This is a genomic window from Roseateles amylovorans (assembly GCF_025398155.2).
In the GTDB taxonomy this organism is placed as follows: domain Bacteria; phylum Pseudomonadota; class Gammaproteobacteria; order Burkholderiales; family Burkholderiaceae_C; genus Roseateles; species Roseateles amylovorans.
On sequence record NZ_CP104562.2, the window covers coordinates 4,761,221 to 4,780,954 of the forward strand.

Sequence of the window (19,734 nt, forward strand, 5' to 3'; positions counted from 1 at the left end):
GCGCTATATTCGCGGCGAGCGGTCAAAAATTCATCGATGTTGAACGCATTCAGTTTGGACGAATGCCTCAGTGGACCGATTCGCCCATTGCATCGCCCCTGCATCGCGCACCGCATCACCCGGTTCCCACCCGCCGCCGCCCAGGAAAGCACCGCCCATGAGCAAGAAATTCGCCAGCCAGGCCGATCTCGACGAGAAGCAGGTTTCCTTCGTCAAGCTCAGCGAGAACGCCTATGCCTACACGGCCGAAGGCGATCCCAACACCGGCGTGATCATCGGCGACGACGCGGTGATGGTGATCGACACCCAGGCCACGCCCGCCATGGCGCAGGACGTGATCCGGCGCATCCGTGAGGTGACCGACAAACCCATCAAATACGTGGTGCTCAGCCACTACCACGCGGTGCGGGTGCTGGGCGCCTCGGCCTATGCGCCGCAGCAGATCATCGCCAGCCGCGACACCTACGACCTGATCGTGGAGCGCGGCGAGCAGGACAAGGCCAGCGAGATCGGCCGCTTTCCGCGGCTGTTCCGGGATGTGGAGACGGTGCCCGCGGGCCTCACCTGGCCGACCCTCACCTTCACCGGTTCGATGAGCCTGTGGCTGGGCTCGCTGGAAGTGCAGTTGCTGCAGCTCGGCCGCGGCCACACCAAGGGCGACACGGTGGCCTGGCTGCCGCAGCAGAAGATCCTCTTCTCCGGCGACCTGGTGGAGTTCGACGCCACGCCCTACGCCGGCGACGCCTACTTCACCGACTGGCCTCAGACGCTGGAACGCATGGCCGCCCTGCAGCCTGCGGCGCTGGTGCCCGGCCGCGGCGCCGCACTGACCACGCCGGAACGCGTGGCCCAAGGCCTGGCCGGCACCCGCGCCTTCATCGCCGATCTGCACGCGGCGGTGACGGCCGGGGTCGCGGCGGGCAAGGACCTGAACGCGGTCTACAAGGACACCTATGCGGTCATGAAGCAGAGGTACGGCCACTGGGTGATCTTCGACCACTGCATGCCCTTCGACGTGACACGCTGCTTTGATGAAGTGACCGCCCATCGCGACCCGCGCATCTGGACCGCCGAGCGCGACCAGGCGATGTGGAAGACGCTGGAAGGCTGAGGCGATGACGGCGCCGCAGGCCGCAGATCGCGTCGGCATCGACGTTGGCGTGGACGTGGGCGTCGACGGGGACGACGTGGGCGCCGAAGTCGACGTCGACGTCGACTACCAGCAGGTCCGCTATCCCTATCGACGCCACCGCGACCAGGACCTCGCCACCCCGGCGCGGCATCCGGTGGTGGTGGTCGGTGCCGGCCCGGTGGGGCTGTCGCTGGCGATCGACCTCGCGCTGCAGCAGGTGCCTGTCGTGCTGCTCAATGACGACGGGCGGCTCTCGGTGGGGTCTCGTGCGCTGTGCTTTGCCAAGCGCACGCTGGAGATCTTCGACCGGCTGGGCTGCGGCCAACGGCTGGTCGATCGCGGCGTGTCGTGGGACGTGGGCCGGGTCTTCTTCCGGGACGAGCAGGTCTACCAGTTCAACCTGTCGGCCGAAGGCGGCCATCAACGTCCGGCCTTCGTGAACCTGCCGCAGTACGAGGTCGAAGGCGTCCTCGTGGAACGCGCGTTGTCGCTCCCGCTCGTGGACCTGCGCTGGCATCACGCGCTGATCGACGTCATCGTGCCGACGTCGTCGGACGCGCCCATCTCGCTGCGCATCCAGACGCCGGAAGGCGACTACACCCTGCTGACGGATTACCTGGTCGCCTGCGACGGCGCCCGCTCGCCGATCCGGACCGGACTGGGCCTGGGCAGCCAGGGACGTCGGTTCCTGGACCGCTTCCTGATTGCCGATGTGCGCATGACCGCGCCGTTCCCGGCCGAGCGCTGGTTCTGGTTTGATCCGCCCTTCCACCCCGGCCGCAGCGTGCTGCTGCATCGTCAACCGAAGGGCGTGTGGCGCATCGATTTCCAGTTGGGCTGGGACGCCGATCCGGAACTCGAAAAACAGCCTGAACGCATCCTGCCGCGGGTGCGGGCGCTGATGACCCAGGCCTCGCAGGCCGCAGGAGGCGACGGCACGGCACCCGAGATCGAGCTGGTCTGGGCCAGCGTCTACACCTTTGCCTGCAGCCGCATGGCGAGCTTCCGGCATGGCCGGGTGCTCTTCGCCGGGGATGCGGCGCATGGGGTTTCGCCCTTCGGCGCGCGCGGCGCCAACTCCGGAGTGCAGGATGCCGACAACCTCGCCTGGAAGCTGGCCAGCGTGCTGCGCGGCGAGGCAGGCTCCGACCTGTTGGACAGCTACGCCCGGGAGCGCGAGGCCGCCGCCGACGAGAACATTCGCCACTCCAGCCGCGCCACCGACTTCATCACGCCCAAGAGCGAGATCAGTCACCTGTTCCGCGCCGCCGTGCTGGACCTGGCCCGTGACTTCGACTTTGCCCGGCGGCTGGTCAACAGCGGCCGGCTGTCGGTGCCTTCAGTGTTGGCGCAGTCGACGTTGAATACGGCGGATGTGGGCCAGACAGCGGACAGCGGCAGTGGCCAGGAACCGGCCGCCATCAGCGCCGCATTCGAGGGACCGATGCGCCTCGGCGCGGTGGCCCTGGATGCCCCCGTGATGATCGAGGGACGACCGGACTGGTTGCTGCGCCTCACCCGGGCCGGCCGTTTCACCGCGCTGGTGTTTGCGGCCGAAGGCGGCGGGGACCGAAGCGTCTCGGGTGCCTCGTCGGGAGAGATCGCGGCATGCGCGACAGCGATGCGGGCACCGGCGGATGAAGCGGATGAAGCGGAAGAGACTTCCGAAGCCGCATCCGTAACTACAGAGACGACCGAGGCCGCAGGGACGATGCAGACGGCGCACATCGTCCACGCCGTCCTGCAGGCCTTCGAGGGCTTGCCCGCGCCTACCGTCCTCGTGGTGCGCGGCACGTCTGCGTTGCAGTTGCCCGATGCGGGCGCTATGGTCCTCACAGACCCGGACGGCCTGCTGCGCACCCGCTATGACGCACGCCCCGGCAGCGTGGTGCTGATGCGTCCGGACCAGCATGTCTGTGCGCGGTGGCGGCAGGTGGAACCGGTGCAGTTGAAAGCCGCCGTGCGCCGCGCGCTGGCGCTGCGCCCGTGATCCGCGCCACCAGCGCCACCCACCCGCCCGACCCCGGCCAACCACGCAGCAAACGCGACGCTCCCCACCAATCGGCACGCATCGACGATGGCACTCATCACCCACCCCCATTTCCAGTCCGGCGACGATTTCTACGAAGCGCTGCTGGCGGCGCATCAAGACCTGTCGCCGATCGAGAGCCAGGCCCTCAACGCCCGGCTCATCCTGCTGCTGGCCAATCACATCGGTCAGCAGGACGTGCTGCTGGAGGCCCTGGCGGCGGCCACCGCGCCGTTGAAGTCAACGCCATCGACATCGACAGCCGCATCGCCTGCCGCATCGAACGCATCCCCTTCTGCATCCCAACCCGCTGCGGGAGCGGTCGCTCCGGACACGACCGCCACGGTGGCCCCGAGCGCGACCGGGCCCGGCGATGCGGCCGCTTCACCGACCGATGCCTCCTCCGCCGTCTCTGCGGTTTCCGCTTCCCACAAGGACAGCCATGAACGCCCCTGACCCCGTCCACACCCCCATGACGACCGATGACTCGGCCCCTGCGGCCACCCCGCCCGGCGCGCTGCGCTACCAACACGGTTTCGGCAATCAGTTCGAGACCGAGGCCGTGCCCGGCGCGCTTCCAAAGGGGCGCAACAGCCCGCAGCGCGCGCCGCTCCGCCTCTATCCCGAACTGCTGTCGGGCTCGGCCTTCACCGCGCCACGGGTGGAGAACCGCCGCACCTGGCTGTACCGCCGCCAGCCGTCGGTGGTCACCGGGGCCTTCCAGCCCTATGACGCGCCGGCATGGACCTCCGGCGCGGCCGGCGGCGTGCCGGTGCCGCCGGATCCGCTGCGCTGGCATCCGTTTCCGTTGCCCGCCGACGAGGTGGCGGTGGACTTCGTCGATGGCCTGAAGACCTTGGTCGCCAATGGCGATCCCGACGGCCAGACCGGCATGGCCGCCCTGGTCTACCTCTGCAACCGCTCGATGCAGCAGCGTGCGCTGATGAATGCGGACGGCGAAATGCTGATCGTGCCGCAGCAAGGCGGCCTGCGCCTGGTCACCGAGATGGGCCTGCTGGACGTGGTCCCCGGTGAGATTGCGCTGGTGCCGCGTGGGGTGAACTTCCGTGTGGAGCTGCAGGAGCTGACCGCGCGGGGCTATGTCTGCGAGAACTACGGTGCCCCGTTCCGATTGCCGGAGCTGGGACCGATCGGCTCCAACGGGCTGGCCAATCCCCGCGATTTCCAGGCACCTGTCGCGGCGCATGAGGCCGACGCGCCGTACGAGGTCATCCGCAAGTACGGCGGCCAGTTGTGGCGCAATCAGCAGGCGGTCACGCCGTTCAATGTGGTGGCCTGGCACGGCAATCTCACGCCGCTGAAGTACGACACCGCGACCTTCATGACGATCGGGTCGATCAGCTTCGATCATCCCGATCCGTCCATCTTCACCGTGCTGACCTCGCCCAGCGACACGCCGGGCACCGCGAACTGCGACTTCGTGATCTTCCCGCCGCGCTGGCTGGTGCAGGAGGACACCTTCCGCCCGCCCTGGTATCACCGCAATCTGATGAGCGAGTTCATGGGCCTGATCCATGGCCAGTACGACGCCAAGCCGGAGGGCTTCCGTCCCGGCGGCGCCAGCCTGCACAACAGTCATGTGCCGCACGGGCCGGATGCCGATGCCTTCGAGGCCGCCAGCACCCGCACGCTGACACCGCAAAAGCTCGACCACACCCTGGCCTTCATGTTTGAAAGCCGCTGGCGTTTCCGCCCCACCGCCTATGCGATGAACGGCGGCGCGCTCGACACCCAGTACGCCGCCTGCTGGCGCGGGCTCCACGATCATTTCTCGACACCTCCCACCCCATGAGCCATTCCCTCTTTGCCGCCGACACCTGGCGCCATCTCGACCACACCCACGATCCGGCGCTGACGAGCTGGGTCGACTCGGCCAACCAGCCCGACACCGATTTCCCGATCCAGAACCTGCCGCTGGGCATGGCTCGTCAACGTTCGCCGCAAACGGGCGACGACGGTGCAGCGGCGGCCGGCACCGGCACCGGCACCGGCAGCTTCCGCCCGATGACCGCCATCGGCGACCAGGCGCTGGACCTGATCCGCGCGGCCGACGCGGGCGTGTTCTCCGAACCGGTCGCCACCGCCCTGCGCGCCTGCGAATCGCTGGGCCTGAACCCGCTGATGGCCGCCGGTGCGCACCTGCGTGGCGACTGCCGGCTGCAGCTGTTCGCCGCGCTGCGGTCGGACGCTCCAGCCGAGCTTCAGGCGCGTCTGTCCCAGGCGCTGATCCCGCTCAGCGAGATCGAGCACACCCTGCCCTGCCGCATCGGCGACTACACCGACTTCTATGCCGGCATCCATCACGCGACCGCCGTCGGCAAGCTGTTCCGCCCCGACCAGCCGCTGCTGCCCAACTACAAGTGGGTGCCGATCGGGTACCACGGCCGGGCGTCGTCCATCGGTGTGAGCGGCCAGACCTTTCGGCGACCGATGGGACAGACGAAGGCGCCGGATGCCGAGGCCCCCAGCTTCGGCCCCTGCAAGCGCCTGGACTACGAACTGGAGGTGGGCGCCTTGGTGGGCGTCGGCAATGAGGCTGGACAGCCGATCGGCATCGACGCCGCAGAGCAGCATCTCTTCGGTCTGGTGTTGCTGAACGATTGGTCCGCGCGGGATGTGCAGGCCTGGGAATACCAGCCGCTGGGACCGTTCCTGGCCAAGAGCTTCGCGACCACGATCTCGCCCTGGGTGATCACGGCGGAGGCCCTGGCGCCGTTCCGCCGGGCCTTCGTGCGGGCGGAGGGAGACCCTGCGCCGTTGCCTTATCTGGACGGGGCCGCGAACCGGGAGAGCGGCGCCATCTCGATCCAGCTGGAAGTGCATCTGCAGACCCGCGCGATGCGCGAGGCGGGCGAGCTGCCGGCGCGGTTGATGGGCTCGGACTTTGGCGATGCCTATTGGACCTTCGCCCAGATGCTGACCCATCACGCCAGCAACGGCTGCAACCTGCAGCCTGGCGACCTGTTCGGTTCCGGCACCCAGAGCGGCGCGGCGGCCGATCAGGGCGGCTCGCTGCTGGAGCTGACGCAAGGCGGCAAGCAAGCCCTGACCCTGCCCAACGGCGAGCAGCGCACCTTCCTTCAGGACGGCGACAGCGTGGCCCTGGTGGGCTTCTGCACCGCCGAGGGCCGTCGACGCATCGGCTTTGGCGCCTGCGTCGGGACGGTGCTGCCCGCCGTGGGCTGAACGGGCGCGTCGCAGGGCCAGCACCGCGCACGAGCCGCGGTGGTGGTCCGCGCGGCGTTGCCCCGGCGGCGAGGCGCCAGACGTCGGCATCCTGGCTTCAGCGACGCGTCTGCCAGTCGTCGCCGGTCATCACCGGTCATCACCGGTCATCACCGGTCGTCGCGGGTGGTCGTCGGTCGTCGCTGGTCGCCGTCGGTCGTCGCTGGTCGCCGTCGGTCGTCGCTGGTCGCCGTCGGTCGTCGTCGGTCGTCGTGGGTCGTCGTCGGTCTTTGGCCAATCGCGTGCCCGTGGCCAACCACCGGCCCAGCGACGCCCTCTGCGCTGACCATCGCGGGTGCTCGATGTGCGGGCGTGCTTGAACGTCCAAGGTCCAGAAAGTCAAACGCCGCGGGCGTGATTGCCAGCGGCGTTTGCAGGCGGCTCTCAGGCCGGCCGTCAGCGTTCGTTCTGCCGCCTGACGTCGTCTCCCCGGCCCGGACCCTGAGTCGGCTGCGCCGGCGCAGGACGCGGCGCCTCCACCCGGCGAGGCTCCTGCCGTGGCGCCTCGACTCGGGGCTGTGGCTGAGGTTGCGCTTGCGGCATTGGCATGCGCGGTGGCTCCATTCGAGGCGACTCCACCCGAGGCGGCTCGAAGCGCGGGGCCTGTTCAACACGCGGGAAGTCCCTGCGCGGCTGTTCGAACCGGGGTTGCTCCATCCGGGGCGGCTCGATGCGCGGCGCTTGCGGCGGTGCGACACGAACCGGCTCCTCCCGTCGATCCGGACGTTGCCAGTCACCGCGGTGGTCGCCGCGACCCTCGCGTCGGTCATCGCCCCGGTTATCGCCCCGGTTATCGCGGCCCTGCCACGCCGGCCGGCCGTCACGATCGCCTTCGCGGCGGTCGTCAGGTCGGCGGACATCCGGACCGCGCTGCGGCTGGCCCACAACCGGCTGTTGGATCTGCGGCCCGGTCTGCGCGGGCGGCTGACCGGACTCATTCGGATGCATCGGGACAATGATCGGCAGGTTGCGGCCGGGCGCGTTGGTGGAGCCCGAGGGCGTCGTCACGGTCGGATTGACCGGCTGTCCCACCGGGCGACCGAAGTTGCGGTCATCGGGGCGACCGTCCGGACGGCCGACATTGCGGTCATCGTTGCGGCCGTCCGGGCGTCCATCAGGACGTCCGTCAGGGCGCCCATCGCCGCGCCCGCCCGGACGTTCCGGCCAGGAACGCTGCGGCATCAACGGCGCGCTGGTGACCGGACGGGCCGGCGGCGGCTGCTGCGTGAACAGGCGGCCGTGCTCCCGCTCGAAACGGTACTGCGGCAGCGGATCGTTCGGACGCGTGACGCGACCGGGTTCGATGTGCGGATTGACCCGGCGCCAGTAGTCCGGGCTGTAGCGATAACGCGGCACGAACACTTCACGCGGAGCCAGCGGGACCCAGCCGCCGTAGCTCGGCGGCGGCGGACGGCGCCCGCCAATGGTGATGCCCACGCTGACACTCGAGCCGCCCACCCAGCCGACCATCGCCGGCGAATAGGCGGGCCGGGCGGCATACGGGCCGGGCACCCAGCACCAGCGGTCGCGCCAGTAGGCCCAGCGGCCATAGTGGAACGGGGCGAAGCCCCAGGGCATGTCGTCGACCCAGGTCCAGCCCCAGTGGCGGCTCCAGACCCAACGGCCGTATCGATACGGTGCCCAGTCCTGCACCACGATCGTGGTCGGCACCCAGACATGGCCGTAATCGGGACTCTGTTGCCAGGTGCCGTAGCGACCCAGTTCTTCCACGCCGGTCATCTCCGGCGACACCACCTGCGCCGGCAGCGCCGGCAAGGCGCCGGTGGAACGGGCATCGCCCAGCATGAACTGCGCGAAGGTGTCGCGCTCCAGGGGCTGGCGCTCGGTGCGGGCGCCGTTGTCCCACCAGAATTCCGCCTGTTCGTTGGTCGCGAGCCAGACCGGCTGGACCTCGCTCGCGCGCGAGTCGAAACGCAGCTTGCCCTGCCAGGACTGGGCCTGGCTGCCGCGCTCTTCCTGGGTGATCCGGTAGAGCCCTTCACGCTCGAAGCTGAAGCGGCCTTCCAGCGTGCGGATCGACCATTCCTCGGCCGCTTCCTGATTGCGCAGGCGCAGGCCCGCCGCGCCGGAAATGATCTGCACCGTGATGCGGTTGTCGTTGAGCGCATCGAACTCGATCTCGCTGCGTCCATCCAGCCAGAGGGTGGTGGAGCCGACGCTCAACGTGGCACGGGCATCGTCCTCGCTGCGCAGACGGTCGCCCTCGGCCAGCGTCTGGTTGCGCTGGATCTGGATCCATTCCCGCGCGTCGGCGTCATACAGCCAGACCTGGCCGATCACGTCGGCGACGCGGCCGGCGCGGGTGGGCGGGTCCGCCCAGGCGGCGCCGGTCAGGGCCAGGGTCGACCACAGTCCCAGCAGCACGGCCAGCACCGGCCGCGCCACGAGCCGCCGGATCATGGACTGCATCTGCCAGACCAGGGACCGCGGCATCAACAACTGCGCCAGGTGCGCCAGGAACAACCAGCGCGCCGGGAGCCCACGCGGCCCGGCGCCCTTCGGTGACGGCAAAGATCGGATCGACTGTGTCATGCCCACGGCTCCACCTGCGGAGCTTTCTTAACGTCTGAACCCCAGATCGGTGCACCGCTGCTTACAACTTGACGCGGTGTTGCAGATCGGTCAAGCGGGCCGGCCCTGCCTGGACACGGGCAAGGGCGGACCTTCGCACGGCGATCCCCCCCCCACCGACTTCAATCGTCCGTATTCGGATCCATGCCCGGGAACAGCACCTCGGTGTAGCCGAAGCGGCTGAAGTCCTTGATCCGCATCGGATAGAGCGTGCCGATCAGGTGATCGCACTCATGCTGGACCACGCGAGCGTGGAAGCCATCGGCCTCTCGGTCGATGGGCTCGCCCTTCTCGTCGAAGCCGTGATAGCGGATGCGCTGCAGCCGCGGCACCACGCCCCGCAGGCCGGGCACGGACAGGCAGCCTTCCCAACCGTCTTCCATCGCATCGGACAGCGGCGTGATGGTCGGATTGATCAGCACCGTCATCGGCACCGGGGGCGCGTCGGGATAGCGTTCGTTGCGCTGGAAGCCGAACACCACCACCTGGAGGTCCACCCCGATCTGCGGCGCCGCCAGGCCCGCGCCGTTGGCGGCTTTCATGGTGTCGAACATGTCCTGGAGCAGCGATTGCAGCTCGGGCGTGTCGAACTCGCGCACCGGTTGGGCGTGGCGCAGCAGGCGGGGGTCGCCCATCTTGAGAAGTTCTCGAATGGCCATGGGGTGTCCTTGACAGGGGTCGGGGCGTGAACGGGGTGACGTGAGACGTGAGACGTGAGACGTGCGGAATGGTGTCGCCTGAAGTGCGAGTTCCGGCCCGCGCGTTCCATCCGTTTCCTTCGCGGGGGCGAATCCCTGTGACAGCGGTCACGGGGAGCCGCACTCGGATGTTCGCGTGGAAGCCCGCCTGCGGCAGCCGACTCCTCAAGTTCACGTAATCTGCGGGGATTCTAAGAAGTCGTCGGAGACATCACCTTGAGCACGCCTATCGCGCCCCCGGCGCCCGCCACACCGGCGTCCTCGTCGCTCCCGTTCGCCCACGATGCCGCAGGCCACGGAACGCGCATCTTGCCGGTATTTCTGGAAGACCTGGGGCACGGCATCTACGCCATCGACACCGCCTTCCAACGCGATCATTTCGATGCGGCGTTCCTGATCGTCGATGCGGGCCGCGCGGCCTTCATCGACACCGGCACCGCGCTGGCCGTCCCGCGGCTGCTAGCGGCCCTCGATGCGCTGGGCGTGGCCCGCAATGCGGTGGATTGGGTGATCCCGACCCATGTGCATCTGGACCATGCCGGCGGCGTCGGCCCGCTGATGCGGGAACTGCCGACCGCCACGATGCTGGTGCATCCGCGTGGCCTGCGGCACATGATCGACCCGCGGGTGTTGTGGGCCGGCGCACAGGCGGTGTACGGTGAAGCGGAGATGCGCCGCTCCTACGGCGAGCGGGTGGCGGTGCCCGAGTCGCGTGCGGTCGCGAGCGTGGATGAGCAACGCGTCACCGTCGGCGCCCGGACGCTGCGCCTGATCGACACCCCGGGCCATGCCCGTCACCATCTCTGCGTGTGGGACGAGACCAGCGGCGGCTGGTTCACCGGGGACACGTTCGGCCTGTCCTACCGTGAGTTCGACGACCCGGTGCGGGGCGCATGGATCATGCCGACCAGCTCGCCGGTGCAGTTCGAGCCCGACGCGCTGCGCGCCTCGGTGGAGCGGATGATGCAGACCCAGCCCACCCGGATGTTCCTGACGCACTACAGCCGCATCGGCCGCGATGCCGCCGATGTGCGGCGGCTCGCAGACCTGCTGCTGGGGCAGGTGGATGAAATGGCCGCGATCGCGATGAAGCTGAAAGACGCCGCCGATCGGCACGTCGCACTCAAGCGGGATCTGCTGGCGCTGTATCAACGCCGCGTCGCCGCCCACCTGGGCGATGCGATGACGGCAGACCGCGTGGCCGACCTGCTCGCCATGGATGTGGAGCTGAATGCGCAGGGCCTGGGACTGTGGGTGGACAAGGCGAGCCAGGCGGCTCGCGCCTGACCGGCTGCGGGAGGGGGCCGAAGTCGACCCTGAACGCCGGCTTCGCCGCATGCGAGTCAGCATCCGCGCATCCGCGCATTCGCATAGGCACGCATGCATGCACGCAGACATCAGCGCAGACACGCAATCTCCAGGCTGAATGAAAACGGCCGGCAGGCCGTGTCCCCACGTCCTACCGGCCGCTGCGCGACTCGGCGTCCGTCACGCGTCCAGGTTCAATTCCTGAATCTTGCGCGTGATGGTGTTGCGACCGATGCCAAGCTTCTGCGCGGCCTCGATGCGTCGGCCTCGGGTGAGGTCCAGCGCGGTGAGGATCAGGCTGGCTTCGAAACGACGGGTCAGCACATCCCACACATCCGGCTCACCGGCGGCGAGCAGGCGGCGAGCTTCGCGGGCCATTTCCGCCACCCAGGCATCGGGCGACGGCGGCAGCGTCACCGCGCCCGGTGGCAGCGAGACCGGCGTGCTGAGCAGACCGGTGCCGACCGGCGTCACATCGGTGGTGACACTGCTCAACTGACCGGGCGACGCGAGCAGTTCCTGCGGCAGGTCCTTGGCTTCCACCACCAGGCTGGGTGCCATCACGCTGAGCCAGTGGCAGATGTTCTCCAACTGGCGCACATTGCCGGGGAAATCGAAGTTCACCAGGCGCTGCAGGGCCGCTTCGGACAACCGCTTGGTTTCGACCCCCAGCTCGCCGGCGCTGCGCTGCAGGAAATAACGGGCCAGCAGCGGCACATCCTCGCGTCGCTCACGCAGCGGCGGCAGACGCAGGCGGATGACGTTGAGCCGGTGGAACAGGTCTTCGCGGAAGCGGCCGTCCTTGACCAGCGTCTCCAGGTTCTGGTGGGTGGCCGCCACCACCCGCACATTCGCGCGCTGCGGGCTGTGACCGCCGACGCGATAGAACTGGCCGTCCGACAGCACCCGCAGCAACCGGGTCTGCAGGTCCAGCGGCATGTCGCCGATTTCATCGAGGAACAGCGTGCCGCCTTCGGCCTGCTCGAAGCGACCGCGCCGGGTCGCCTGCGCGCCGGTGAAGGCACCACGCTCGTGACCGAAGAGTTCGGACTCCAGCAGGTCCTTCGGAATCGCCGCGGTGTTGATGGCGACGAACGGCCCCTCGGCCCGCGGACTGTGCTTGTGCAGCGCGCGGGCGACCAGTTCCTTGCCCGAGCCGGATTCACCAGTGATCAGCACGGTGACATGGCTTTGGCTGAGTCGGCCGATGGCGCGGAAGACGTCCTGCATCGCCGGGGCCTGGCCCAGCATCTCGGGCATCTGGACCTGCGCCTCCTCCATCACCGATTCGCGCTCGCTCTCCTCCTGCGCGCGCCGGATCAGCTCCACCGCGCGCGGCAGGTCGAAGGGCTTGGGCAGGTATTCGAAGGCGCCACCCTGGAAGGCGGAAACCGCGCTGTCCAGGTCGGAGTAGGCCGTCATGATGATCACCGGCAGACCCGGCAACTGCTTCTTGATGGTGTTGAGCAGCTCCAGACCGGAGCCGCCCGGCATCCGGATGTCGGAGACCAGCACCTGGGGCGTGTCCTCCTCCAGCGCGGCGAGCACCTCGCGTGTCTGGCTGAAGCTGCGTACCGGCAGTCCTTCGCGCGTGAGCGCCTTTTCCAACACAAAACGGATCGAGTGGTCGTCGTCAACAATCCAGATCGACTTCATCTATGGCTCCCCTTTACCTCGTTGTCGGCTTGTGACCGCGGCTCAAGGCAAAGGCAGGGTGATTCGAAAATCGGTCCGGCCGGGCTGACTGTCGCAATCGATCATCCCTTGGTGCTGTTGGGCGATCGTCTGCGCCAGCGTGAGTCCGAGACCTGAGCCCCCATCCCTGCCCGACACCAGCGGGAAAAAGATGCGGTCCTTGATCTCATCCGGCACGCCCGGGCCGTTGTCTTCGATATGCAATTCCAATGCCAAGCGCCAGCGTTGCTTGCCAATCGTCACTTGTCGGGCCACCCGGGTGCGCAGCGCAATCTGCGCGTCGCCTTCTGCGATGCGCTCATGCAGCGCCTGGGCGGCGTTCTGGACGATGTTCAACACCGCCTGGATGAGCTGTTCCCGGTCGCCGCGGAAGTCGGGCAGCGAGATGTCGTAGTCGCGCAGCAGCTTCAGGCCACGCGGATACTGCGCCAGCACCAGCGTGCGCACCCGTTCGCAAACCTCGTGGATGTTCACATCCCCCACCACCTGGGCCCGACGATGCGGCGCCAGCAGGCGATCGACCAGCGACTGCAGGCGGTCGGCCTCATGGATGATGACCTCGGTGTATTCCTCCAGCTCGGCCCACAGGTCGGTCGGCTGCAGCTCCAGGGCCAGCAGTTGCGCGGCACCACGAATGCCGCCGAGCGGATTCTTGATCTCATGCGCCAGGTTGCGGGTCAGCTCCTTGGTGGAGCGGACCTGGTCGAGGTTGCGCTCCTCCCGGTCCTGGCGGCTTTGCTGGGCGTTCTCGATCAACTCGATGACCAGGCGCTGGGAGTCCTCGGTCTGGCTGACGATCACATGCACCGGCAGCAGGTCGTCATGCGCCCGTGGACCGCGGCGGATCTGGGCGTCGAACCGGCTGCTGGAGAAGTCATTGCGGCTGACGCCTTCCAGGGCGTCGACCAGCCGGGCGGTATCGGCGAACCACTCCAGCAGATTGCTGCCCTGCACCGCGCGACGCGGCAGGTTGAACAGGGTCTCGACAGCGGTGTTGGCGAACTCGCAGGTCCCATCCGGCCGGACCACCGCCACCAGGGTGGCGAGCAGATCGAAGGCCTGGTAGGGACTGGGGTCGAGGCCGTTCTTCGGCGTGCCGGGTGGGGTCGCCGCGGGCGGGACGGTGCCGAGCGGCACCGCGGGGGGCAGTGTCGCGTCGCCCGTGACGGCATCACAGGGGGCCGTGCTGGAAGCGGCCGCCGCCGCAGGGGCGGCACGCGCCTTGGCGCCGCCGGACCGGGCTTTGGGGGAAGGGGCAGGCGCCGCGGAATCGGGCGCCGGAGTGGATTTGGCGTTCATCGTGCTGCGTCGTCGCCGTCATCGCGCGGCGCAGCCTGAACCACCGCACCCGAATCAGGGCGGCAGCTTGGCGAGTTCGCGCTTGATGGCCTGGATGTCGCTGTCCTGGCGCGCCACGCTGGCCTTGAGCTCGGCGGTGCGGTCCAGGTACTTCTGGTAGTTGCGTTCGTCGCCACGCCGCTCGGGCTGGCCGTTGTTGTATTCCTGCTGGAGCTTGGTGAGACGCTCTTCGGCCTCCCGCAGTTCCTGCTCAAGCACGCGACGGCGCTCGTTGTCGCGCACCTTCTGGTCCTTGGGGTCGACACGCAGCTCACCTTGGGTCCCGGAGGCGTTGGAGGTGGGCGCGGCCGCGGGCGCGTTCTTGGGCTTGATCGGCGAGAACACGGTGATCGGCGTGCCCTCGATGCTGCGGCAACCCTTGTCCGCGGCTTCCTTGGCCGAGAGCGCATCGGTGTAGAGCACCGGCGGCCCCGGGCACCGGTAGACCACCGACTGCGCCACGGCGGGGCCCGCCATGGTCGCGGCCAGCGTCGCCAGGACGAGCCAACCGCCTGCTTTCCCTCGAGGACACCCAACCCGCTTCATCTGCATTCCCTGCTTCCCACTGACCTGAGTCGATACTCATTGTGACCCAAGCCGGGCTGTGGGAGGAAACGGTCATAGCTTCTCGCTGTTGCGAGGTGTACGCAGCGGGAACACTGCACACCGGACCGCGATGGGCCGAGCCAACGTCCGGTGTACGGCAGGTTTCAGGACGATGCCGCGCGACCGAGCGCCCTGCCCCACCGGTCAGACCAGGCACACGCCTCACACCGTGCCGACCTTGCAGCGCTTGCAGCGCTTGCAGAGCGATCGTGCCTGCGCCGGCTCGCGGGGGGGTCGAGTCGACCCGCCGGGCATGAAAAAGGGACGACCGAAGTCGTCCCTCTTGGCTTCCCTCATGTCGCCCCGGATGGGGTGCCGGCGCCCACTCGCGTGCGGCCGGTCGGGAAGGCGGGCGGGGCGTCGTGTGCCGTGGGGACATGACGCCCTGCCCTGTTGCCATTACAGCGAGTAGTACATGTCGAACTCGACCGGGTGCGTGGTCATGCGGAAGCGCTGGACTTCCTGCATCTTCAGTTCGATGTAGGCATCGATGTAGGCATCGGTGAACACGCCGCCCTTGGTCAGGAACGCGCGGTCCTTGTCCAGATACTCCAGCGCCTGGTCCAGGCTGTGGCAGACGGTCGGGATCTTCGCGTCTTCTTCCGGCGGCAGGTGGTACAGGTCCTTCGTGGCGGCTTCGCCCGGATGGATCTTGTTTTCCACGCCGTCCAGACCGGCCATCAGCAGGGCCGAGAAGGCCAGGTACGGGTTGGCCGAAGGATCCGGGAAGCGCGCCTCGATGCGACGACCCTTGGGGTTGGCCACGTACGGGATGCGGATCGAGGCCGAACGGTTCTTGGCCGAGTAGGCCAGCTTCACCGGGGCTTCGAAGCCGGGAACCAGACGCTTGTAGCTGTTGGTGCCGGGGTTGGTGATGGCGTTCAGCGCGCGAGCGTGCTTGATGATGCCGCCGATGTAGTACAGCGCGAAGTCGCTCAGACCGGCGTAGCCGTCACCGGCGAACAGGTTCTTGCCGTCCTTCCACACCGACTGGTGGACGTGCATGCCGGAGCCGTTGTCGCCGACGATCGGCTTGGGCATGAAGGTGGCGGTCTTGCCATAGGCATGGGCCACGTTCTGGATGATGTACTTCTGCAGCTGCAGCCAGTCCGCGCGCTGAACCAGCGAGCTGAACTTGGTGCCGATTTCCATCTGGCCGGCGTTCGCCACTTCGTGGTGATGCACTTCGACCGGGATGCCCATCTGTTCCAGGATCAGGCACATCTCCGAGCGCATGTCCTGGCCGCTGTCGACCGGGGGCACCGGGAAGTAGCCGCCCTTGACGGTGGGACGGTAGCCGCTGTTGCCGTGCTCGTATTCCTTGCCGGTGTTCCAGGCAGCTTCTTCGGATTCGATCTTCACGAACGAACCGGACATGTCCACATTCCAGCGGACGCTGTCGAAGATGAAGAACTCGGGTTCCGGACCGAAGTAGGCGGTGTCGCCCAGGCCGGAGGACTTCAGGTAGGCCTCGGCGCGACGAGCCAGCGAGCGCGGGTCGCGCTCATAGGCCTTGCCGTCGGTCGGGTCGATGACGTCGCAGGTCAGGATCAGCGTCGGCTCTTCGTAGAACGGGTCGACGTTGGCGGTGTTGGGATCCGGCATCAGCAGCATGTCGGATGCTTCGATGCCCTTCCAGCCGGCGATCGAGGAACCGTCAAAGGCATGGCCCGACGTGAACTTGTCTTCGTCGAACGCGGACACGGGCACGGACACGTGCTGTTCTTTGCCGCGCGTGTCGGTGAAGCGGAAGTCAACGAACTTGACCTCATGCTCCTTGACCAGGTTCATCACGTCGGCGACGGTCTTGGTGGCCATCAATCACTCCTCGGGGGGCTGGATTAGAAAGAAAGATTCGGCAGACAGGATGCGCGGTGAAGCTCGTGCCTCATTGGAACGACGTCCGCGCCTCAAGCACGGGACCAATTAGCAGTTTGCATGCCAACGGATTACCGGCCGATGACGTCGCAGGCGCCAGCTCGGTGCATGCGGCGCTGGCGCGCGTGCGGCGCGCGCCAGCCGGGGGCGCCCCTCTGAGACAGGCACCCGAACCGCCCGGCCGCGCCGAGGCATCCCGGCTCGCCGTGGTGCATCATCGCACCAATTCAGTGCCAATGGAGGCACCAAACTGGACGACTCCCTGGCGCAGCGCGTCGTAGGCGGCGGTCAGCGCGTCGTCCGAAGTGCCGGTGACGCCCTTCACGCCCAGTTCGATGTGGCGGCCCCAGGTCGGATGGTCCACGCTCGGCAGCGAGAAGACCTTGATGCCGGGGAACTCGGACTCGATGCGGACCATCAGCGGCGTGAGCGAGGCCTCCATCGCGCCCTGCACGATCATCGAGCGCTCCCGCAGGCCGACGGCGCGGTGCAGGTCCGCATGCTGCTGATCCAGCACCCATTCGATCATCGGATGGGCCATCACCGGAAAGCCCGGCACGAAATAGACGGTGCCGACCGAGAAGCCGGGGATCTTGTTGTACGGATTCGGGATGACGTTCGCGCCCACCGGGAACACGCCCATCTCCATGCGGCGGTGGGTGTCGGGATGGTCGCGCTCGGCCACCGTGCCCTGCTCGGTGGCCATCTGCTGGACGCGCTGCCAGATTGATTCCGCCGCCTCCGGATGGAGCGCCATCTCCCGGCCCAGCGCCGCAGCAGCGGCCTGGCGCGTGTGGTCATCCGGTGTGGCGCCGATGCCGCCGCAGCTGAAGACCAGCTCGCCGCTGTCGAAAGCAGTCTTGAGCTCGCGGGTGAGTTGATCGCGGTCGTCACCCAGGTACTTGGCCCAGGACAGCGACAGGCCGCGCGCCGACAGCAGTTCGATGACCTTGGCCAGGTGCTTGTCCTGGCGCTTGCCGGACAGGATCTCGTCGCCAATGATGATGAGGCCGATGTTCATGGTCGATCGTGGCTCCAAAGGTGGACGTGTGGAGATGTGGGAACGTGCGCACGTGCACACGCAGGAGGTGAAAGCGGCGTCGCCGAAACGGCTGCCGCAGACTGGCCGGGTGCCGCCCGCAGGCGGTCGCCCCGCCGGGGGTCAGGGGTTGAGCGGGGACGGCTTGTCGAGCGCGGGCGCACCGAAGTCCGGGCCATCCGAGGGCAAGGGCGGCGCGGTCGCATAGTTGGCGGGCAGCACATCCATCACCGGATCGGGTTCACGCGGCGTGACCGTGTTCGTGCGACGCATGTCCTGCAAGGCCGCCAGCGCATAGTGCGAGAACCACAGCGAACTGAAGGCGAACACCAGCGTCGACAGGAAAACGAACAGCAGCACGAACAGCGGGGCCAGTGCCAGGGTGAGCGCACTGAACGCCCACAGGGCCGCCGGCGCGGCGCCCAGGTAGCCGGTGACCAGGCCCACCAGCATCAGTGGCAGCCGATGCTCCGACAGCAAGGCACGACGCTCGGGCGCGGAGGCGAACTCGGACAGCACATCGAAAGTGAAGACGCGGTAGCAGAGCCATCCCAGCGTCAGCGGCGGAACGATCAAGGCAATCGGCGGGATCAGCCAGAACGGCAGCGACAGCACCAGCACCACCATGGCCACCAGCGTGTGGCCCAGCGACCAGCCCAGGCTGGCGAAAAAGCCCGCACCATGCTTGCGTTCCAGCCCGGGAAACCGGCGCTGCGCCACCAGATCGGCCAGGGCCGGCGTCATCATCGCGGCCACCGCCAGCAGGCACAGCATCACCAGCGCTGGCGAGGCCAACACGATGACCACCATCGGCGCGAGCACGGTGCGGAAGCCACCGGCGCCCAGGCTGTCGAGCCACTTCAACAGGCCTTCGATCAGGCTCCAGGATTCCAGCGTCGCCCGGACACCCGCCACCGCGGATTCCCAGAAGAAGTAGGACAGCACCGCGCTCAATGCCGCCAGCAGGATCAAGGGCAGCAGCGACCAGCCGATCACCCGCGGATGCAGGCAGTAGGCGGCCGCGCGCCAGAAGCCGTCCGCGATGCGGCTCATGGGCTTGATCATCAGTCGTCCCCTCCGGAGGTCAGGCGTGTTGTTGTGGTGTGCGCAGGCGCAGGCGTGGGCAGGGAAGTGGGCAGGGAAGTGGGCATTGGGGACGACACCGGCGAGGAGAATCCCGCACGCCTTCCGCCGAACATGCGCCGCAACCCCAGCCATTGCTGGGCCCAGAAGCCTTGGCCGTAATCGCGGCCGCCCTCTTCGGGCAGTTGGTCACGAATGCCGGTCGGGTCCCAGCGGTCCTGGAAATTGGCGGTGCGGAAGATCACGTCCCAGATCGGGAACAGCACGGCGAAGTTATGACCACCCAGCGTGCCGCGGCCATGGCCTTCATGACCGATGCCGATCGAGTGATGCAGGCGGTGAAACCGCGGGCTCACCAGCAGCCGTTCACCGAGGGCGCCGAAGTGCATCCTCAGGTTGGCATGCTGCAGGTTTTCGAGCAGTTGCGAGATCGCCACCAGGGCCACGAATTGACCTGGACCCACACCGATCATGCGCGCCACCAGCGCGACCGCGCTGTCGATCAGCAGGTCGTCCAGCAGATGGTTGCGGCTGTCGCTCCACATCGTCATCTGGCGCTGGCTGTGGTGCAAGGAATGCAATCCCCACCACCAGTTGAACTGGTGCTGCGCACGATGCAGCCAGTAGCCGAGCAGGTCGAACGCCAGAAGGTAGATCACGAAACTGATCCAGGCCTGGTCGGTCACGCCAGGCCAGACGGCATCGAGCTGGAAGGTGGGAATGCCCCAGAGACGCAGTTGGCCGGTCATGGTGTCGAACACCGGCACCATGGTGAAGAACATGGCCAGCCGGAACAGCCCCAGGCGCTGAATCAGCGTGTAGATCACGTCGATGCGGATCGCGCGGCGATCGGTCACCGGCTCCGCCGGGCGCCAGCGTTGCAGTGCGCCGAGGACCACCAGCAGCACGGCGATCTGCATCAGGCCGACCAGCAACCAGCCGGTGGCATCGAAGGCGTCCTCCAGCAGGTTGCCGTAGCCCAGGCCGAACACGATGGGCTGCACCACGCCCTCATACAGCGCCTGCTGCGCCTGGCCAAACAGATCGGTGAACCAGTCCATCACTTGATCAACGCTCCCGTTGTCCTCGC

General features: G+C 67.8%; 15 protein-coding genes. 6 read left to right on the forward strand and 9 right to left on the reverse strand.

Features of this window, described 5'->3' with window-relative positions; translation table 11 throughout:
- Window positions 1-157: 157 nt before the first annotated feature.
- From N4261_RS19765 to fahA, 5 genes are all read left to right on the forward strand, one after another.
- Window positions 158-1,111, forward strand: coding sequence for an MBL fold metallo-hydrolase (locus N4261_RS19765; RefSeq protein WP_261756976.1), 954 nt, complete (start codon window positions 158-160; stop codon window positions 1,109-1,111).
- Between the two features lie 4 nt (window positions 1,112-1,115).
- Window positions 1,116-3,122 (forward strand): FAD-dependent oxidoreductase, encoded by a 2,007-nt coding sequence (locus tag N4261_RS19770; RefSeq protein WP_261756977.1) that lies wholly within the window; start codon window positions 1,116-1,118, stop codon window positions 3,120-3,122.
- 87 nt (window positions 3,123-3,209) lie between these two features.
- Window positions 3,210-3,617 carry a DUF2783 domain-containing protein gene (locus N4261_RS26245; RefSeq protein WP_435531954.1) on the forward strand — a complete coding sequence of 136 codons (408 nt, stop codon included), beginning with the start codon at window positions 3,210-3,212 and terminating at the stop codon, window positions 3,615-3,617.
- A 16-nt stretch (window positions 3,618-3,633) separates the two neighbouring features.
- Complete coding sequence (gene hmgA / locus N4261_RS19780) at window positions 3,634-4,974, forward strand: homogentisate 1,2-dioxygenase (RefSeq protein ID WP_261760780.1); 1,341 nt, start codon at window positions 3,634-3,636, stop codon at window positions 4,972-4,974.
- Complete coding sequence (gene fahA, locus N4261_RS19785; RefSeq protein WP_261756978.1) at window positions 4,971-6,368, forward strand: fumarylacetoacetase; 1,398 nt, start codon at window positions 4,971-4,973, stop codon at window positions 6,366-6,368. The genes hmgA and fahA overlap by 4 nt, the downstream gene beginning before the upstream one ends.
- Window positions 6,369-6,803: 435 nt before the next feature.
- Here fahA and N4261_RS19790 read toward each other — a convergent pair whose 3' ends face one another.
- Both N4261_RS19790 and def read right to left on the reverse strand, forming a co-directional pair.
- Entirely contained in the window at window positions 6,804-8,960 is a 2,157-nt protein-coding gene (locus N4261_RS19790; protein ID WP_261756979.1) for a DUF6600 domain-containing protein, read from the reverse strand.
- 161 nt (window positions 8,961-9,121) lie between these two features.
- A complete protein-coding gene (gene def / locus N4261_RS19795) occupies window positions 9,122-9,658 on the reverse strand; it encodes a peptide deformylase (RefSeq protein ID WP_261756980.1) in 537 nt (178 codons plus the stop codon).
- Window positions 9,659-9,913: 255 nt separating this feature from the next.
- On the opposite strand from def, the gene N4261_RS19800 reads away from it, so the two are divergent.
- Window positions 9,914-10,984 (forward strand): MBL fold metallo-hydrolase, encoded by a 1,071-nt coding sequence (locus tag N4261_RS19800; RefSeq protein ID WP_261756981.1) that lies wholly within the window; start codon window positions 9,914-9,916, stop codon window positions 10,982-10,984.
- Window positions 10,985-11,185: 201 nt separating this feature from the next.
- Here N4261_RS19800 and ntrC read toward each other — a convergent pair whose 3' ends face one another.
- From ntrC to N4261_RS19835, 7 genes are all read right to left on the reverse strand, one after another.
- The gene (gene ntrC / locus N4261_RS19805) at window positions 11,186-12,661 is read right to left on the reverse strand and encodes a nitrogen regulation protein NR(I) (RefSeq protein ID WP_261756982.1); all 1,476 of its coding nucleotides are present in this window, start codon (window positions 12,659-12,661) and stop codon (window positions 11,186-11,188) included.
- Window positions 12,662-12,703: 42 nt separating this feature from the next.
- Entirely contained in the window at window positions 12,704-13,999 is a 1,296-nt protein-coding gene (gene glnL / locus N4261_RS19810; protein ID WP_261756983.1) for a nitrogen regulation protein NR(II), read from the reverse strand.
- Window positions 14,000-14,053: 54 nt separating this feature from the next.
- A complete protein-coding gene (locus N4261_RS19815) occupies window positions 14,054-14,515 on the reverse strand; it encodes a hypothetical protein (RefSeq protein ID WP_261756984.1) in 462 nt (153 codons plus the stop codon).
- Window positions 14,516-15,043: 528 nt separating this feature from the next.
- Window positions 15,044-16,462 (reverse strand): type I glutamate--ammonia ligase, encoded by a 1,419-nt coding sequence (glnA, locus tag N4261_RS19820; RefSeq protein ID WP_261756985.1) that lies wholly within the window; start codon window positions 16,460-16,462, stop codon window positions 15,044-15,046.
- Between the two features lie 274 nt (window positions 16,463-16,736).
- Window positions 16,737-17,543, reverse strand: coding sequence for a competence/damage-inducible protein A (locus N4261_RS19825; protein ID WP_261756986.1), 807 nt, complete (start codon window positions 17,541-17,543; stop codon window positions 16,737-16,739).
- A gap of 141 nt (window positions 17,544-17,684) precedes the next feature.
- Entirely contained in the window at window positions 17,685-18,626 is a 942-nt protein-coding gene (locus tag N4261_RS19830) for an EI24 domain-containing protein (RefSeq protein ID WP_261756987.1), read from the reverse strand.
- Window positions 18,626-19,705 carry a sterol desaturase family protein gene (locus N4261_RS19835; protein ID WP_261756988.1) on the reverse strand — a complete coding sequence of 360 codons (1,080 nt, stop codon included), beginning with the start codon at window positions 19,703-19,705 and terminating at the stop codon, window positions 18,626-18,628. Before N4261_RS19835 ends, N4261_RS19830 begins: the two co-directional genes overlap by 1 nt.
- Window positions 19,706-19,734 lie beyond the last annotated feature (29 nt).

What these genes read in the sequence shown, in the direction of transcription:
- N4261_RS19825 (WP_261756986.1), bottom strand. Translation starts at nt 17,543, where the DNA reads ATGAACATCGGCCTCATCATCATTGGCGACGAGATCCTGTCCGGCAAG.
- N4261_RS19830 (WP_261756987.1), bottom strand. Translation starts at nt 18,626, where the DNA reads ATGATCAAGCCCATGAGCCGCATCGCGGACGGCTTCTGGCGCGCGGCC.
- N4261_RS19790 (WP_261756979.1), bottom strand. Translation starts at nt 8,960, where the DNA reads ATGACACAGTCGATCCGATCTTTGCCGTCACCGAAGGGCGCCGGGCCG.
- N4261_RS19835 (WP_261756988.1), bottom strand. Translation starts at nt 19,705, where the DNA reads ATGGACTGGTTCACCGATCTGTTTGGCCAGGCGCAGCAGGCGCTGTAT.
- def (WP_261756980.1), bottom strand. Translation starts at nt 9,658, where the DNA reads ATGGCCATTCGAGAACTTCTCAAGATGGGCGACCCCCGCCTGCTGCGC.
- hmgA (WP_261760780.1), top strand. Translation starts at nt 3,634, where the DNA reads ATGACGACCGATGACTCGGCCCCTGCGGCCACCCCGCCCGGCGCGCTG.
- glnA (WP_261756985.1), bottom strand. Translation starts at nt 16,462, where the DNA reads ATGGCCACCAAGACCGTCGCCGACGTGATGAACCTGGTCAAGGAGCAT.
- N4261_RS19770 (WP_261756977.1), top strand. Translation starts at nt 1,116, where the DNA reads ATGACGGCGCCGCAGGCCGCAGATCGCGTCGGCATCGACGTTGGCGTG.
- N4261_RS19815 (WP_261756984.1), bottom strand. Translation starts at nt 14,515, where the DNA reads ATGGCGGGCCCCGCCGTGGCGCAGTCGGTGGTCTACCGGTGCCCGGGG.
- ntrC (WP_261756982.1), bottom strand. Translation starts at nt 12,661, where the DNA reads ATGAAGTCGATCTGGATTGTTGACGACGACCACTCGATCCGTTTTGTG.
- fahA (WP_261756978.1), top strand. Translation starts at nt 4,971, where the DNA reads ATGAGCCATTCCCTCTTTGCCGCCGACACCTGGCGCCATCTCGACCAC.
- N4261_RS26245 (WP_435531954.1), top strand. Translation starts at nt 3,210, where the DNA reads ATGGCACTCATCACCCACCCCCATTTCCAGTCCGGCGACGATTTCTAC.
- glnL (WP_261756983.1), bottom strand. Translation starts at nt 13,999, where the DNA reads ATGAACGCCAAATCCACTCCGGCGCCCGATTCCGCGGCGCCTGCCCCT.
- N4261_RS19765 (WP_261756976.1), top strand. Translation starts at nt 158, where the DNA reads ATGAGCAAGAAATTCGCCAGCCAGGCCGATCTCGACGAGAAGCAGGTT.